At 69.3% G+C, this 14,599-nt stretch carries 10 protein-coding genes and 1 pseudogene; 10 read left to right on the top strand and 1 reads right to left on the bottom strand.

Annotated elements, in window-relative coordinates; all coding sequences use genetic code 11:
* The first annotated feature begins 192 nt into the window (after positions 1-192).
* The 10 genes and pseudogenes from cimA to ABH920_RS04385 all read left to right on the top strand — a co-directional run bounded on the left by cimA (position 193) and on the right by ABH920_RS04385 (position 14,101).
* Positions 193-1,791 (top strand): citramalate synthase, encoded by a 1,599-nt coding sequence (gene cimA, locus ABH920_RS04430; protein ID WP_370347056.1) that lies wholly within the window; start codon positions 193-195, stop codon positions 1,789-1,791.
* Between the two features lie 163 nt (positions 1,792-1,954).
* Positions 1,955-3,757, top strand: a complete 1,803-nt coding sequence (locus ABH920_RS04425; RefSeq protein ID WP_370347054.1) for a diguanylate cyclase — start codon at positions 1,955-1,957, stop codon at positions 3,755-3,757.
* Positions 3,758-3,933: 176 nt separating this feature from the next.
* Positions 3,934-5,694, top strand: a complete 1,761-nt coding sequence (locus ABH920_RS04420; RefSeq protein WP_370347052.1) for an acetolactate synthase large subunit — start codon at positions 3,934-3,936, stop codon at positions 5,692-5,694.
* A gap of 5 nt (positions 5,695-5,699) precedes the next feature.
* Positions 5,700-6,209 (top strand): annotated as a pseudogene (ilvN, locus tag ABH920_RS04415) (acetolactate synthase small subunit); the annotation flags it as partial.
* A gap of 106 nt (positions 6,210-6,315) precedes the next feature.
* Positions 6,316-7,311 (top strand): ketol-acid reductoisomerase, encoded by a 996-nt coding sequence (gene ilvC / locus ABH920_RS04410; RefSeq protein ID WP_370347049.1) that lies wholly within the window; start codon positions 6,316-6,318, stop codon positions 7,309-7,311.
* Between the two features lie 219 nt (positions 7,312-7,530).
* Entirely contained in the window at positions 7,531-9,330 is a 1,800-nt protein-coding gene (locus ABH920_RS04405) for an ABC transporter family substrate-binding protein (protein WP_370347047.1), read from the top strand.
* Between the two features lie 283 nt (positions 9,331-9,613).
* Positions 9,614-10,582: an ABC transporter permease gene (locus ABH920_RS04400; protein WP_370347045.1), complete on the top strand. Its 969-nt coding sequence runs from the start codon at positions 9,614-9,616 to the stop codon at positions 10,580-10,582.
* Positions 10,583-10,593: 11 nt separating this feature from the next.
* The gene (locus ABH920_RS04395) at positions 10,594-11,646 is read left to right on the top strand and encodes an ABC transporter permease (protein WP_370347043.1); all 1,053 of its coding nucleotides are present in this window, start codon (positions 10,594-10,596) and stop codon (positions 11,644-11,646) included.
* Positions 11,643-12,788: an ABC transporter ATP-binding protein gene (locus ABH920_RS04390; protein WP_370347041.1), complete on the top strand. Its 1,146-nt coding sequence runs from the start codon at positions 11,643-11,645 to the stop codon at positions 12,786-12,788. Before ABH920_RS04395 ends, ABH920_RS04390 begins: the two co-directional genes overlap by 4 nt.
* Before the next feature lie 233 nt (positions 12,789-13,021).
* Entirely contained in the window at positions 13,022-14,101 is a 1,080-nt protein-coding gene (locus ABH920_RS04385; protein WP_370347983.1) for an ABC transporter ATP-binding protein, read from the top strand.
* A gap of 90 nt (positions 14,102-14,191) precedes the next feature.
* Here the strand turns inward: ABH920_RS04385 and ABH920_RS04380 are convergent, their stop codons facing one another.
* On the bottom strand, positions 14,192-14,581 hold the full coding sequence (locus tag ABH920_RS04380) for a PPOX class F420-dependent oxidoreductase (protein ID WP_370347039.1): 390 nt from the start codon (positions 14,579-14,581) through the stop codon (positions 14,192-14,194).
* Positions 14,582-14,599: the final 18 nt, after the last annotated feature.

Here is a 14,599-nt window from a genome sequence, read left to right as displayed (position 1 = left end):
ACTGTCCCAGCCGCGCGGAGTTGTGGCAATGTTGATCCCATGCAGCATCAGCCGCAGATTATTACGGCGTGCGCGCCGGCACCGGAGCAGCGATAAGCCACTGCCCACCGCCAGCGCGCAGACCTCTCGTGGATTCCCACGGGAGGTTTTCTGTTTTTTCTATGAAGCCTGCACAGCCGAGGAGTCCCGGGCATGTCCGCACAAGGCGACTACGAGTCCTTCCACGTCTACGACACCACCCTGCGCGACGGCAGCCAGCAGGAGGGCCTGACCCTCGCCGTCGCCGACAAGCTCACGATCGCCCGGCACCTGGACTCCTTGGGCGTCGGCTTCATCGAAGGGGGATGGCCCGGGGCCGTCCCGAAGGACACGGAGTTCTTCCGGCGGGCTCAAACAGAGCTCGACCTGAAGCACGCGCAGCTCGCCGCGTTCGGCAAAACCCGCCGGACCGGTGTGAAGGCCGCCGACGACCCGTTGGTGGCCGCGCTGCGGGAGTCCGGGGCGCCGATCGTCACGCTGGTGGCCAAAAGCCATGTCCGGCATGTCGACCTGGCGCTCCGGACCACCTTGGAGGAGAACCTGGCGATGATCCGGGACACCGTCGAGCACCTGCGGGCCGAGGGGCGCCGGGTGTTCCTGGACGCCGAGCACTTCTTCGACGGCTACCTGGCCGACCGGGACTACGCCCTGGAGTGCCTGCGCACCGCGGCCGAGGCCGGGGCGGACGTGGTCGTGCTCTGCGACACCAACGGCGGCATGCTCCCGGCGCAGCTCGCGGACATCGTGCACGAGGTGCGCGAGGCCACCGGCACCCGGATCGGCATCCACACCCACGACGACGCCGCCTGCGCGGTGGCCAACGCGCTGGCCGCGGTCGACGCCGGCGCGACCCACGTGCAGGGCACCGCCAACGGCTACGGCGAGCGCTCCGGCAACGCGAACCTGTTCAGCGTGGTCGCCAACCTGCAGCTCAAGCTGGGCCGCGAGGTGATCCCGCCGGCCGGGCTGGCCGAGATGACCCGGATCGCGCACGCGGTCTCGGAGGTCACCAACCTGGCGCCGAACCCGCAGGCCCCCTACGTCGGGCTGTCGGCCTTCGCGCACAAGGCCGGGCTGCACGCCTCGGCGGTCCGCGTCGACCCCGGCCTGTACCAGCACATCGACCCGCAGCTGGTCGGCAACGACATGCGGATGCTGGTCTCGGAGATGGCCGGCCGGGCCTCGATCGAGCTCAAGGGCCGCGAGCTCGGCTTCGACCTGTCCGCGGACCCCGACACGCTGGGCCGGGTGACCAACCGGGTGAAGGAGCTGGAGGCGCACGGCTACTCCTTCGAGGCCGCCGACGCCAGCTTCGAGCTGCTGCTGCGCGGCGAGCTCAGCGGCGCGCCGGTGCGCTTCTTCGAGGTGCTGTCCTGGCGCACCTTCGCCGAGCAGCTGGCCGACGGCGCGGTGGTCAACCAGGCGACGGTGAAGCTGAAGGTCAAGGACGAGGAGGTGCTCGCCGCCGGCGAGGGCAACGGCCCGGTCAACGCCCTGGACACGGCGCTGCGCACCGCGCTGGCCGCCGCTTACCCGGCGCTGGCGGGTCTGGAGCTGATGGACTACAAGGTGCGGATCCTGACCGGCGACCACGGCACGGCGTCGCGTACCAGGGTGTTGATCACCACTTCGGACGGCACGACGGAGTGGTCGACCGTCGGCGTGGACGAGAACGTCATCACGGCGTCCTGGCAGGCACTCGTCGACGCGGTGACCTTTGGTCTGCTCGCCAATGGTGAGACAGTGCTCTGAAGGGGGCCCTGAGAAGTCCTCCGAAAGGCAGGCTATTGACCCGATCGGTGATGATTCACGCTCTCATCTCGGTTATCTCCCGCTAATATGACGGTGCGTAAGGGGTCAGTGCCCTAGAGTCAGCCTTCCGTCGGAAGTCAGCGAGGGTTGGTGACGCACTGCCATGGGACTGGACAGGCGAGGGCCGATTCCGGCCCTGCACATGCGGCGGCTGCCCGGGGCGCGCATCCACGGCGTGCCGCCGGGCTATAAGGCCGCCGCCGTTCTGATCGCCGCGCACGCGTCCGTGGCCCTGGTCGGTCCGGCCGGCGCGGTCCCGGCCCTGATGGGCGACGCGGGTCTGGCCGCCGCCGCGGGTCTCGCGGCGGCGGCGTGCATCCATCGCACGGTCCTGATGGTGCGCTTCTACCGGATGGCCTGCTTCCGCTGCTACTCGTGGCTGCTGGCCGGGCTGTCCTGTCTGGCCGCGGCGGTCGGGAACGCGGTGTGGGCCTGGTACGAGCTGGTCCTGGACGTCACGCCGCCGAGCCCGTCGGCCGCCGACTGGTCCTTCCTGTTCTTCGGGCCGCTGGCCCTGGCCGCCTTCGTCACCGCGCACGGCGAGCAGGTCAGCCTGTCGGTCCGGGTCCGGCTGCTGCTGGACACCACGCTGGTGGCCGGCTCGCTGTTCGTGGTGGCCTGGGTGCTCGCGCTGGCGCTGGCCATCGAGCGGGTGGACTCCCCGGTGCGCACCTTCCTGGTCCTCGGCTATCCGGCCTTCGACCTGGTGCTGGTCAGCCTGCTGCTGGCGCTGCGGGCGCGCACGCCGGGGGAGCGGGGCGGGATCGGCACCGGGGTGCGGGTCGGCTACCTGATGATCGTGGTCTGCGACTCGATCTTCACCATGCCCGCAGTGCGCGACGGCTACCGGTCCGGCGGCATCCTGGACACCGGCTGGTTCGCCGGCTACCTGGTGATCGCGGTGGCGGCCTGGTACGGCGACGGCTGGCGGCCCGAACGGATCGGCCGCGGCGCGGCCGGCGGCGCCGCGGCCGCGGGTCTGATGCACCAGTGCGGCACCGGATGCTCGATCGGCCTGCACGACTGCGACGCCGCCACCGGCCGCGAGGTCGCGCTCACGCTGGCCGCCCCGGACGTCCCCGCCGCACGCGGCATCGGCTCCGGGACGCGCTTCATCGACTCGCCGTCCCGCTGGGCCTCGCTGTTACGGACGGTGCGCGGGATACTGCCGTACCTGGCCGGCGCCTTCAGCCTGGGCGGTGTGCTGGCCGACGGCCTGGACACCGGGCGCCGGATGGACCCGGTGGTGCTGATCGCCGGCGCCGCGGTGCTGGTCGCGCTGGTGGCCCGGCAGGCGCTGACGCTGTTCGAGAACCAGCGCCTGACCGAGGACCTGCGCCGCGCGGCCGCCACCCTGCAGCACCACGCCTATCACGACGCACTTACCGGCCTGGCCAACCGCGCGCTGCTCACCGACCGGCTGGAGCACGCGCTGACCCAGCGGCAGGCCGAGTGGGAGCCGGTCGCGGTGATCTTCCTGGACCTGGACGGCTTCAAGGGCGTCAACGACTCCGTCGGCCACGAGACCGGCGACCGGGTGCTGGTCGAGGCGGCCGGCCGGATCTCCGGCTCGCTGCGGGTCGGGGACACCGTGGCGCGCTTCGGCGGCGACGAGTTCGTGATCGTGCTGGAGGTCGGCACCACGGTGGGCGGCGCGCTGGGGGTGGCCGAGCGGATCCGCGGCCGGCTGTGTGAGGAGTACCGCATCGAAGGGCTGGCGCACTGCCTCGGCGCGTCGATCGGCGTGGCGTTCTCCGAGCCCGGCGGCACGGCGTCCAACCTGCTCCGGCGCGCGGACGCCGCGATGTACCGGGCCAAGACCGGGGGCCGCAACCGGGTGGTCGCCGAACCGCTCGCGGCCACGTGGGCCATTTCGCATGGCGAGACCGCTCCGATCAATGCTTGACACAGGGAAGGGGCGAGGAGGAGGGTAACGACCATGACGACACGACAGTCGATTCTCGTACTTGCCAGGCGCGTAGGCTGACTTTCAACAAGTAGCCACGCGCCTCCCCTCGTTGAGCCTTCCGGCTCCGGGGGTTTTTTGTTGGCCCAGTACGAGTCTTCAGAGAAGAGAAAGTCATGACAGACCGCGGCGATCAGCAGGCGATCTCCGGCGCCGCCTCGTTGATCCGGTCGTTGGAGGAGAGCGGGGTCGACACCGTCTTCGGCATCCCCGGCGGCGCGATCCTCCCGGCCTACGACCCGTTGCTGGACTCCACCCGGCTGCGGCACATCCTGGTCCGCCACGAGCAGGGCGCGGGGCACGCGGCCACCGGTTACGCGCAGGCCACCGGCAAGGTCGGGGTCTGCATGGCGACCTCCGGGCCCGGCGCCACCAACCTGGTCACCCCGATCGCCGACGCGCACATGGACTCGGTCCCGATGGTCGCGATCACCGGCCAGGTGGCCAGCACGCACATCGGCACCGACGCCTTCCAGGAGGCGGACATCGTCGGCATCACGCTGCCGATCACCAAGCACAGCTTCCTGGTCTCCCGGGCCGACGAGATCGCCCGCACCGTCGCCGAGGCCTTCCACATCGCCTCCACCGGCCGCCCCGGCCCGGTGCTGATCGACGTCACCAAGGACGCGCTGCAGTCCGCCACCGACTTCGCCTGGCCGGTCGAGATGGACCTGCCCGGCTACCGCCCGGTCTCCAAGCCGCACGCCAAGCAGGTGCGCGAGGCGGCCAAGATGCTCACCGAGGCCAAGCGCCCGGTGCTGTACATCGGCGGCGGCGTGCTCAAGGCCCGGGCCACCACCGAGCTGCGGGTGCTGGCCGAGCTCACCGAGGCCCCGGTCGTCACCACCCTGATGGCCCGCGGCGCCTTCCCCGACTCCCACCCGCTGCACCTGGGCATGCCCGGTATGCACGGCACGGTCGCGGCGGTCACCGCGCTGCAGAAGGCCGACCTGATCGTCGCCCTGGGCACCCGCTTCGACGACCGGGTGACCGGCAAGCTGTCCAGCTTCGCCCCGAACGCGAAGATCGTGCACGCCGACATCGACCCGGCGGAGATCTCCAAGAACCGCACCGCCGACGTGCCGATCGTCGGCGACTGCCGCGAGGTGATCGCCGACCTGGTGGTCGCGGTCCAGGCCGAGCACGCCGCCGGCCGGCGCGGCGACTACGCCGGCTGGTGGGAGCAGCTCAACGGCTGGCGCAAGACCTACCCGCTGGGCTACGAGCTGCCTTCCGACGGCTCGCTGGCGCCGCAGCAGGTGATCGAGCGGCTGGGCCGGATCGCGGGCCCCGAGACGATCTTCGCCGCCGGCGTGGGCCAGCACCAGATGTGGGCCTCGCAGTTCATCTCTTATGAGAACCCGTACACCTGGCTGAACTCCGGCGGCGCCGGGACCATGGGCTACGCGGTCCCGGCCGCGATGGGGGCCAAGGTCGGCATGCCGGACTCCACGGTCTGGGCGATCGACGGCGACGGCTGCTTCCAGATGACCAACCAGGAGCTGGCCACCTGCGCGATCAACAACATCCCGATCAAGGTGGCCGTCATCAACAACGGCAGCCTGGGCATGGTCCGGCAGTGGCAGACCCTGTTCTACGGCAAGCGCTACTCGAACACCGACCTGGACTCGCGCCGGATCCCGGACTTCGTGAAGCTGGCCGACGCCTACGGCTGTGTGGGCCTGCGCTGCGAGTCGCCGGACGATCTGGACAAGACGATCGAGAGGGCGATGGAGATCGACGACGCGCCGGTGGTCGTGGACTTCGTGGTGCACCGGGACGCGATGGTGTGGCCGATGGTCCCCTCAGGCGTGTCCAATGATGAAATCCTGGCCGCGCAAGACGTGCGCCCAGACTTCGGTGACGGGGAGGAATAGAGACTATGTCACGACACACCCTGTCCGTCCTGGTCGAGAACAAGCCCGGCGTCCTGACCAGGGTCGCCGGCCTGTTCGCCCGCCGCGACTTCAACATCGAGTCGCTGGCGGTCGGGCCGACCGAGCACGAGGACGTCTCCCGCATCACCCTGGTGGTCACGGTCGAGGACCATCCGCTGGAGCAGGTCACCAAGCAGCTCAACAAGCTGGTCAACGTGCTGAAGATCGTCGAGCTGGAGCCGGCCGCCAGCGTGCAGCGCGAGCTGCTGCTGGTCAAGGTGCGCTGCGACCAGGAGACCCGCGCCGAGGTGATGGCCACGGTGCAGCTGTTCCGCGCCAAGATCGTCGACGTGGCGGTCGACGCCGTGACCGTCGAGGCCACCGGGGACAGCGAGAAGATCGAGGCGCTGCTGCGCGTCCTGGAGCCCTTCGGGGTCAAGGAGCTGGTGCAGTCCGGGATGGTGGCCATCGGCCGCGGCTCCCGCTCGATCGCCGACCGGCCGCTGCGCAGCATCACCCCCGAGGACGTCCGGTCGCACCACGAGGGCAACCACGCCCACGCTGCCAACGGCTCCCGGGACAACCACAACCGCACCCACAGAAAGCAAATGAGCGACCACCATGGCTGAGATGTACTACGACGACGACGCGGACCTGAGCATCATCCAGGGCCGCAGCGTCGCGGTTCTGGGTTACGGCTCCCAGGGCCACGCGCACGCGCTGTCCCTGCGCGACTCCGGCGTGGACGTGCGGGTGGGTCTGCACGAGGGGTCCAAGTCCCGCCAGGCCGCCGAGGAGGCCGGGCTGCGGGTCGTCACGCCGTTCGAGGCCTGCGAAGAGGCCGACGTGATCATGATTCTGGTGCCGGACCCGGTGCAGCGCAAGGTCTACGCCGAGGCCGTCGAGCCGAACCTGGCCGAGGGCGACGCGATCTTCTTCGGCCACGGCCTGAACATCCGCTACGGCCTGATCAAGCCCCCGGCCGGCGTCGACGTCTGCATGGTCGCCCCCAAGGGTCCCGGCCACCTGGTGCGCCGGCAGTTCGTCGAGGGCCGCGGCGTGCCGTGTCTGATCGCCGTGGAGCAGGACGCCACCGGCACCGCCACCGAGCTCGCGCTGTCCTACGCCAAGGGCATCGGCGGCACCCGGGCCGGGGTCATCAAGACCACCTTCACCGAGGAGACCGAGACCGACCTGTTCGGCGAGCAGGCGGTGCTCTGCGGCGGCGCCTCGGCGCTGGTCAAGGCCGGGTTCGAGACCCTGGTCGAGGCCGGCTACCAGCCGGAGGTGGCCTACTTCGAGTGCCTGCACGAGCTCAAGCTCATCGTCGACCTGATGTACGAGGGCGGCCTGGAGAAGATGCGCTGGTCGGTCTCCGAGACCGCCGAGTGGGGCGACTACGTCACCGGTCCGCGCATCGTCAACGACCAGACCAAGGCCACGATGAAGCAGGTGCTCGCCGAGATCCAGGACGGCACCTTCGCCGACAACTGGATCGCCGAGTACGACGCCGGCCTGCCGAACTACAAGAAGTACGTCGAGGCCGAGGCCGCGCACCCGATCACCGAGACCGGCAAGAAGCTGCGCTCGATGATGTCCTGGATCCGCGAGGACTGATCCGCCGGGGCCGATCCGCCACGGCTGATTCCCCAAGGCTGTTCCGGGCCGGCACCGCACACCTGTGCGGTGCCGGCCCTTCGTGTTCTGCTTCGCCTTTGATCACCACCTGTCACTCTTTTGGCATGCTCACACTGAATGCCCCCTTTGTCGGGAATAGAGTGGCGAACGCGCTCCCAGCAGCGCGTTCGCATCGTGTGTCCCGACAGGAGGAGAAAGATGGGCGTCAGCAGGAGGACACTCGCGCTGCAGACCGGGGCGATCGCGGCAGCGGTGGCGTTGGCCGCCACCGCGTGCAGCAGCAGCAAGAGCAGCGGAGGATCGAACTCCGGGACGAGTTCGGGTTCGGGCACCGGAACCCCCATCGCACAGCGCAACTCGGTCAACGTCGCGACCGTGAAACCGGGCGGGAAGATCACCTGGACCATCGAGAAGACGGTCCAGGACTGGAACCCGCTCACCTCCCTGGGCAACACGTTCGACTACGCGCAGACCACCAACGGCATCTACCCGGACGTCTACGTCCCGCAGCCGGACTACTCGCTGGTGCTGAACGCCGACCTGATGGCCGGCGACCCGGTCGTCACCAACGGCACCGCGACCACGCCGCAGAAGATCGTCTACCAGATCCAGCCGAACGCGAAGTGGTCCGACGGCACCGAGATCACCGCCGACGACTTCATCTACCTGTGGCAGGCGCAGAACGGCACCAACCCGAACGTCGACGTGGCCAGCACCACCGGCTACAGCGACGTGGCCTCGGTGGCGGGCAGCAACAACGGCAAGACGGTGACCGTCACCTTCAAGCAGGACAAGCCGTTCTCGGACTGGAAGAGCCTGTTCACCTCGATCCTGCCCTCGCACATCGCCAAGCAGCACGGCGACGTCGCGGCCTCCTTCACCTGGCTGGACGCCAACCCGCCGACCGTCTCCGGCGGCCCGTTCGAGATCGCCCCCGGCGGCGTCTCGGCCGACAAGAGCCTGATCAAGACGATCAAGAACCCGCAGTACTACGGCAAGCCGGCCAACCTGGACGAGGTCGACTTCCGCGCGATCACCGACTCCTCGCAGGAGCCGACCGCGCTGGCCAACGGCGAGGTGGACGGCATCTACCCGCAGCCGCAGCTGGACCTGGTGAACCGGGTCAAGAGCATCTCCGGCGTGGACTACCACATCAACCAGGGCCTGGTCTGGGAGCACATCGACCTGAACCTGCGCAACACCGCCTTCGGCGGCCCGGCCAACGCCGACCAGACCGAGCCGGCCAAGGTCGCGCTGCGCCAGGCGATGTTCACCGCCTTCGACCGGCTGGGCCTGCTGAACCGGACCATCAAGCAGTTCGACAACGACGCGGCCGTGCTGAACAACCGCATGGTGGTGCCCGGCCAGCCCGGCTACCAGGACAACACGTCCGCGATGTACCCGGAGTCCGGCGACCTGAACAAGGCCAAGCAGCTCCTGACCTCGGCCGGGTACAAGGGCGTGGGCACCGCGCTGGTCGACCCGACCGGCAAGGCCGTCCCGGCGTTCAGCATGCGCTACACCGTCGGCAACCAGCTGCGCCAGGACACCTGCAACCTGTTCGCGCAGGCCATGAAGCAGCTCGGGATCACGGTCAACGTCAGCTCCACCGACGCCCTGGGCAAGACGCTGACCCAGGCCGACGCCCAGCACCAGTACGACATCATCGTCTTCGCCTGGGTGGACACCCCGTTCCCGAACTCGGCGAACCAGCCCCTGTACACCACCACGACGCAGGGCAACCCGCAGAGCAACTACGGGTACTACAGCAACGCCAACGTGGACAAGTGGCTGGCCGACGCCACGGTCAACCCCGACCAGACGGCCCGCGAGAAGGACCTGAACGAGGCCGACGCGCAGATCACCAAGGACGCGTACACGCTCCCGCTGTACCAGAAGCCGACGATGATCGCGTACAAGAACACCCTGGGCAACGTGCGCGACAACCCGACGCAGATCGGGCCGACGTACAACATCGCGCAGTGGGGCGAGAAGTAGTCAGGAGTACCGCCGGGCGCGCCTAGCGTGCGCCCGGCCTCCCTGCCGGCGCAGGTACGGTCCCGTCCGCTCTAGAGGGTGGAGAGTGGCGATTTGCGGCACACGGAACGCCAGCAAACGTCGAGAACTAGCGAAACGGTCTAGGAGCAAGCATGGCTAGACAGGTGGTCCGCCGCATCCTGGTTGGCTGTAAGGGCCACCTGGCGACGCCAGGCGCCGCTCATAGGCCGTTTCGCGCCGCGAATTGTCACTTTCCACCCTCTTAACGAAGAAGGCCCGAAAGATGCTCGCCTTCACCATCCGCCGACTGCTGGTGTCGATCCCGATCCTGATCCTGTCCACGTTCCTGGTCTTCCTGCTGGTCGCCTGGGGTGCGGACCCGCTGGGCGACTTCAAGGCGAAGAACCCGCCGCCGGCGCCGGCCGAGATCGCCGCGCGCGAGAAGGCGCTCGGGCTGAACCACGGGCTGCTGGTCCAGTACTGGAACTGGATCAAGAACCTGGTGATCCACGGGAACTTCGGGCCCTCGGTGCAGGGGTCGGCGTTCGACATCAACGCCGAGCTGAGCCGCCGGGTCTGGGTCACCTTCCGGCTGGTGATCTGCGCGATCATCATCGCGCTGATCCTGGCCGTGATCGTCGGCGTGATCACCGCGATGAAGCAGTACAGCATCACCGACTACGTCGCGACCCTGATCGGGTTCTTCTTCCTGTCGCTGCCGGTGTTCTGGTTCGCGATCCTGCTGAAGATCTGGGCCACCGACATCAACAACTCGCTGGGCACCAGCATCAAGACCCTGGGCCCGCCCGGCGGGCAGTGGGGCGGGGTCGGGTCCTGGTTCGGCTTCCTGCTGCTGCCGACCATCACCCTGGCGCTGAGCTCGTACGCCACCTGGGCCCGGTTCCAGCGCGCGTCGATGCTGGACGTGCTGAACAGCGACTACATGCGGCTGGCCCGGGCCAAGGGCCTGTCCCCGCGCCGGGTCATGGTGCGGCACGGCCTGCGCACCGCGCTGATCCCGATGACCACGCAGGTGACGCTGGACGTCGCGGCGATCATGGGCGGCACGGTGATCACCGAGCGCATCTTCCAGTGGCAGGGCCTGGGCACGATGTTCATCAACGGCATCCAGACCCAGGACACCAACACGGTGCTGGCCTGGCTGCTGATCTCGGCCACCCTGGTGATCGTCTTCAACCTGATCGCGGACCTGCTCTACGCGGTCCTCGACCCCCGAATCCGGCTGTCCTAGGAGGGATGAGCGTGGCTGACAACATCCCGCCGCGGGACGTCAACGACGAGCCGGTGGAACCGGACCTGCCCGGGACCCCCGGCGGCCGGGGCGCCGAGTTCCTGGGCGAACAGGGCCAGCAGCCCGGGCTGATGATAGACGCCGTCACCCCGGGCGGCGAGGACATACTGCAGTCGGGCCCGGAGCCGACCGACAACGAGTTCACGGTGGCCGCGCGCAACCAGTGGCAGCTGGTGCTGCGCCGGTTCCGGCAGCACAAGCTGGCGGTGGCCTCGCTGTTCGTGCTGATCCTGGTGATCCTGTTCGCCTTCATCGGGCCGGTGGTGTGGAAGTACGGGCCGAACGACTTCACCAACGACTTCTCGGTGGCGCCCTCGTTCAGCCACCCGTTCGGCACCGACTCCAACGGCGCCGACCACATGGCGCAGGTGATGGCCGGCACCCAGCTGTCGCTGAAGATCGCCTTCACCGTGGCGATCGCCGGCACCGTCTTCGGCTCGATCTACGGCGCGGTCTCCGGCTTCTACCGGGGCGTCACCGACACCCTGATGATGCGCCTGGTCGACCTGGTGCTGACCATCCCGGCGCTGGCCGTCGGCGCGCTGCTGGGCAAGAAGTTCGGCAACAACTGGGCGCTGCTGGCCGTGGTGCTGGCCGGCCTGCTGTGGACCGGCTCGGCCCGCGTGGTGCGCGGCCAGGTGCTCTCGGTGCGCGAGAAGGAGTACATCGAGGCGGCGCGGGCGCTGGGCGCCACCGACCGGCGGATCATCTTCCGGCACATCATCCCGAACGTGGCCGGCCCGATCATCGTGTTGTTCACGCTGCTGGTGGCCGCCGCGGTGCTGACCGAGACGGCGCTGAGCTATCTGGGCTTCGGCGTGCAGTTCCCGGACATCTCGCTGGGCTCGCTGATCACCAGCGGCGAGACCGCGGCCACCGGCGGCCGGGGCTGGCTGTTCTACTTCCCGGGCCTGTTCATCATCCTGATCGCGCTGACCGTGAACTTCATCGGCGACGGCCTGCGCGACGCCCTCGACCCGACGCAGACGAAGGCCCGCGCATGACACCAGAGAACACCGGGTTCCCGGCCGGCACGGTCCCGGCCGCCGACACCGTGCTGTCGGTCCGGGACCTGACCGTCACGTTCCCCGGCGACGACGGACTGGTCAAGGCCGTGCGCGGGGTCTCCTACGACCTGCACGCCGGCGAGGTGCTGGGCATCGTCGGCGAGTCCGGCTCGGGCAAGTCGGTGACCTCGATGGCGGTCATGGGGCTGCTGCCCAAGACCGCGCGGATCACCGGCTCGGTGCTGTTCCGGGACCGGGAGCTGCTCGGGCTCACCGAGAAGGAGATGACCGAGGTCCGGGGCAAGAAGATCGCGATGATCTTCCAGGACCCGATGACCTCGCTCAACCCGGTCTACAAGATCGGCTGGCAGCTGTCCGAGGCGGTGCTGGCGCACAACGACGTCTCCAAGGACGTGGCGCGCAAGCGCGCCATGGAGCTGCTGGAGATCGTCGGCATCCCCTCCCCGGAAAAGCGGATCGACCAGTACCCGCACGAGTTCTCCGGCGGCATGCGGCAGCGCGTGGTGATCGCGATCGCGATGGCCAACGACCCGGACGTGATCATCGCCGACGAGCCGACCACCGCACTGGACGTGACGGTCCAGGCGCAGGTGCTGGAGGCGCTGCGGGCGGCGCAGAAGGAGACCGGCGCCGCCATGGTGCTGATCACCCACGACCTGGGCGTGGTCGCCGGCCAGGCCGACCGGGTGCTGGTGATGTACGCCGGCAAGCCGGTCGAGATCGGCCCCATCGACGGCATCTACTACCACCCGCGCATGCCGTACACCGTGGGCCTGCTGGGCTCCCTGCCCCGGCTGGACCAGCGCTCCCAGGAGAAGCTGACCCCGATCCCGGGCACCCCGCCCTCGGTGGTGAACCTGCCGCCCGGCTGCCCCTTCGCCCCGCGCTGCCCGCTGCGGACCGACATCTGCCTGGAGAGCGAGCCGGCCCTGCTCCCGGCGCTCGGCGCCGACCACGAGGCCGCCTGCCACCACTCGGACCTGCTGACGCACGAGGGCGCGATGGACATCTTCAGCACCGACCCGAACGCCGCGCCGGGCGAGCGGCCCGACACGGCCCCGGCCCCGGCCGATACGCACCCGGACGACCCGCACCCGCAGAGCGGAGCCGCGCAGTGACCACCACCCCGACGCCCGCCGACCCCGCGGAGCCGGCCGACTCCGGCGACTCGGCTGTTCCCGCGGACTCGGCCGGTTCCGCCGCTGCGGCCGTGCCAGCTGATTCGGCTGATTCGGCTGACTCGGCCGACTCCGGCAGCCCGGCTGCCGATGCCCGGGCTGCCGCTGACCCCACGGTGCCCGCTGACCCCACGGTCCCTGCGGACTCCGGCGCTCCGGTTGCCGGCACCCCGGTGGCTTCCGGCGCCCCGACGGCTGCCCCGACCGCCGCCGCGGCCCCGCTGCTGACGGTGAAGAACCTGGTCAAGGAGTTCCCGATCCGCTCCAGCGGCCTGTTCCGCAAGCAGGTCGGAGTGGTGCAGGCGGTCTCGGGCATCTCCTTCGAGATCGCCCCCGGCGAGACCCTGGGCCTGGTCGGCGAGTCCGGCTGCGGCAAGTCCACGACCTCCCGCGCGGTGCTGCACCTGCAGCCGGCCACCAGCGGCCAGGTGGTGTTCGACGGCGTGGACCTGACCACCGTCGGCAAGAACGACCTGCGCCGCCTGCGCCGCGACATGCAGCTGGTCTTCCAGGACCCGTTCGCCTCCCTGGACCCGCGCATCACGGTGAACGAGATCATCGCCGAGCCGCTGCGCATCCACGGCCTCTACGGCGACAAGGGCGTCGGCCGCAAGAAGGTCGAGGAGCTGATGGCGACCGTCGGCCTGAAGCCGGAGCACGGCAACCGCTATCCGCACGAGTTCTCCGGCGGCCAGCGGCAGCGCATCGGCATCGCCCGCGCGCTGGCGCTGCGGCCGAAGCTGCTGGTGCTGGACGAGCCGGTGTCGGCGCTGGACGTCTCGATCCAGGCCGGCGTGATCAACCTGCTGGAGGAGCTGCAGGACGAGCTGGGCCTGGCCTACCTGTTCGTCGCGCACGACCTGTCGGTGGTGCGGCACATCGCCGACCGGGTGGCGGTGATGTACCTGGGCAAGATCGTCGAGCTCGGCCCCCGGGACCAGCTCTTCGACCATCCGCAGCACCCTTACACGCAGGCGCTGATCTCCGCGATCCCCATTCCGGACCCCCGGCGCGAGCGGACCCGCCAGCGCATCCTGCTGCAGGGCGACGTGCCCTCGCCGGCGAACCCGCCTTCGGGCTGCCGGTTCCGGACCCGCTGCCCGAAGTTCCTGACGCTGACCTCCGAGCAGCAGCGCAAGTGCGTCGACGAGGAACCGTTGCTGGTCGGGCGCGGTCCCGGCGGGATGGCGACGAGCGATGACGCGGTGCACAAGGCGGCTTGCCACTATGCGGAGTCGGTGCAGCTGCTTTAGGCGAGTGGTTCAGGCGGCTGTTTCAGGTGGCGCGAAAACGGCCCGGCCCGGCGATCGCTCGCCGAACCGGGCCGGATGCTTTCTACCTTCTCAGTGCCCGGAGAGCTTCGTCGGCCGCACGCCGATCTTCACGCGGTCCTTCGCGTCGCCGGGGACGATCGCCTTGCCGTCGTACCACTCCGACAGCGTCTGGTACATCGTGGCCTCGGGGTCGGCCTCGACGACCTCGACCACGCCACGGACCTCGAGGTACTCGTACTTGTCGTCCGGATCCATGATCGAGATCGACACCCGCGGCTCGTGGGCGATGTTCTTGTACTTCTGGCGGTTCTTCGTGTGCGTGAACCACAGCAGCTCGCCGTCCCACTTGAACCACATCGGGTTCACCTGGGGGGAGCCGTCGGGGCGGACGGTGGCCAGGTCCACCAGGACCGGCTTCTCCAGCAGGGCGCGGGCCTTGTCCGAGATCTCAAGCGTCATGCGTGTTCCCAACTTGTC

Origin of the sequence: Catenulispora sp. EB89, from assembly GCF_041261445.1 — a bacterium.
Lineage (GTDB): Bacteria > Actinomycetota > Actinomycetes > Streptomycetales > Catenulisporaceae > Catenulispora.
This window is presented reverse-complemented; position numbering and strand designations above follow the sequence as displayed.

Bases quoted from the DNA above. Each gene is read 5' to 3' on its own strand.
- ABH920_RS04420 (WP_370347052.1), top strand. From the start codon at position 3,934: ATGACAGACCGCGGCGATCAGCAGGCGATCTCCGGCGCCGCCTCGTTG.
- ABH920_RS04425 (WP_370347054.1), top strand. From the start codon at position 1,955: ATGGGACTGGACAGGCGAGGGCCGATTCCGGCCCTGCACATGCGGCGG.
- ilvC (WP_370347049.1), top strand. From the start codon at position 6,316: ATGGCTGAGATGTACTACGACGACGACGCGGACCTGAGCATCATCCAG.
- ABH920_RS04380 (WP_370347039.1), bottom strand. From the start codon at position 14,581: ATGACGCTTGAGATCTCGGACAAGGCCCGCGCCCTGCTGGAGAAGCCG.
- cimA (WP_370347056.1), top strand. From the start codon at position 193: ATGTCCGCACAAGGCGACTACGAGTCCTTCCACGTCTACGACACCACC.
- ABH920_RS04400 (WP_370347045.1), top strand. From the start codon at position 9,614: ATGCTCGCCTTCACCATCCGCCGACTGCTGGTGTCGATCCCGATCCTG.
- ABH920_RS04405 (WP_370347047.1), top strand. From the start codon at position 7,531: ATGGGCGTCAGCAGGAGGACACTCGCGCTGCAGACCGGGGCGATCGCG.
- ABH920_RS04390 (WP_370347041.1), top strand. From the start codon at position 11,643: ATGACACCAGAGAACACCGGGTTCCCGGCCGGCACGGTCCCGGCCGCC.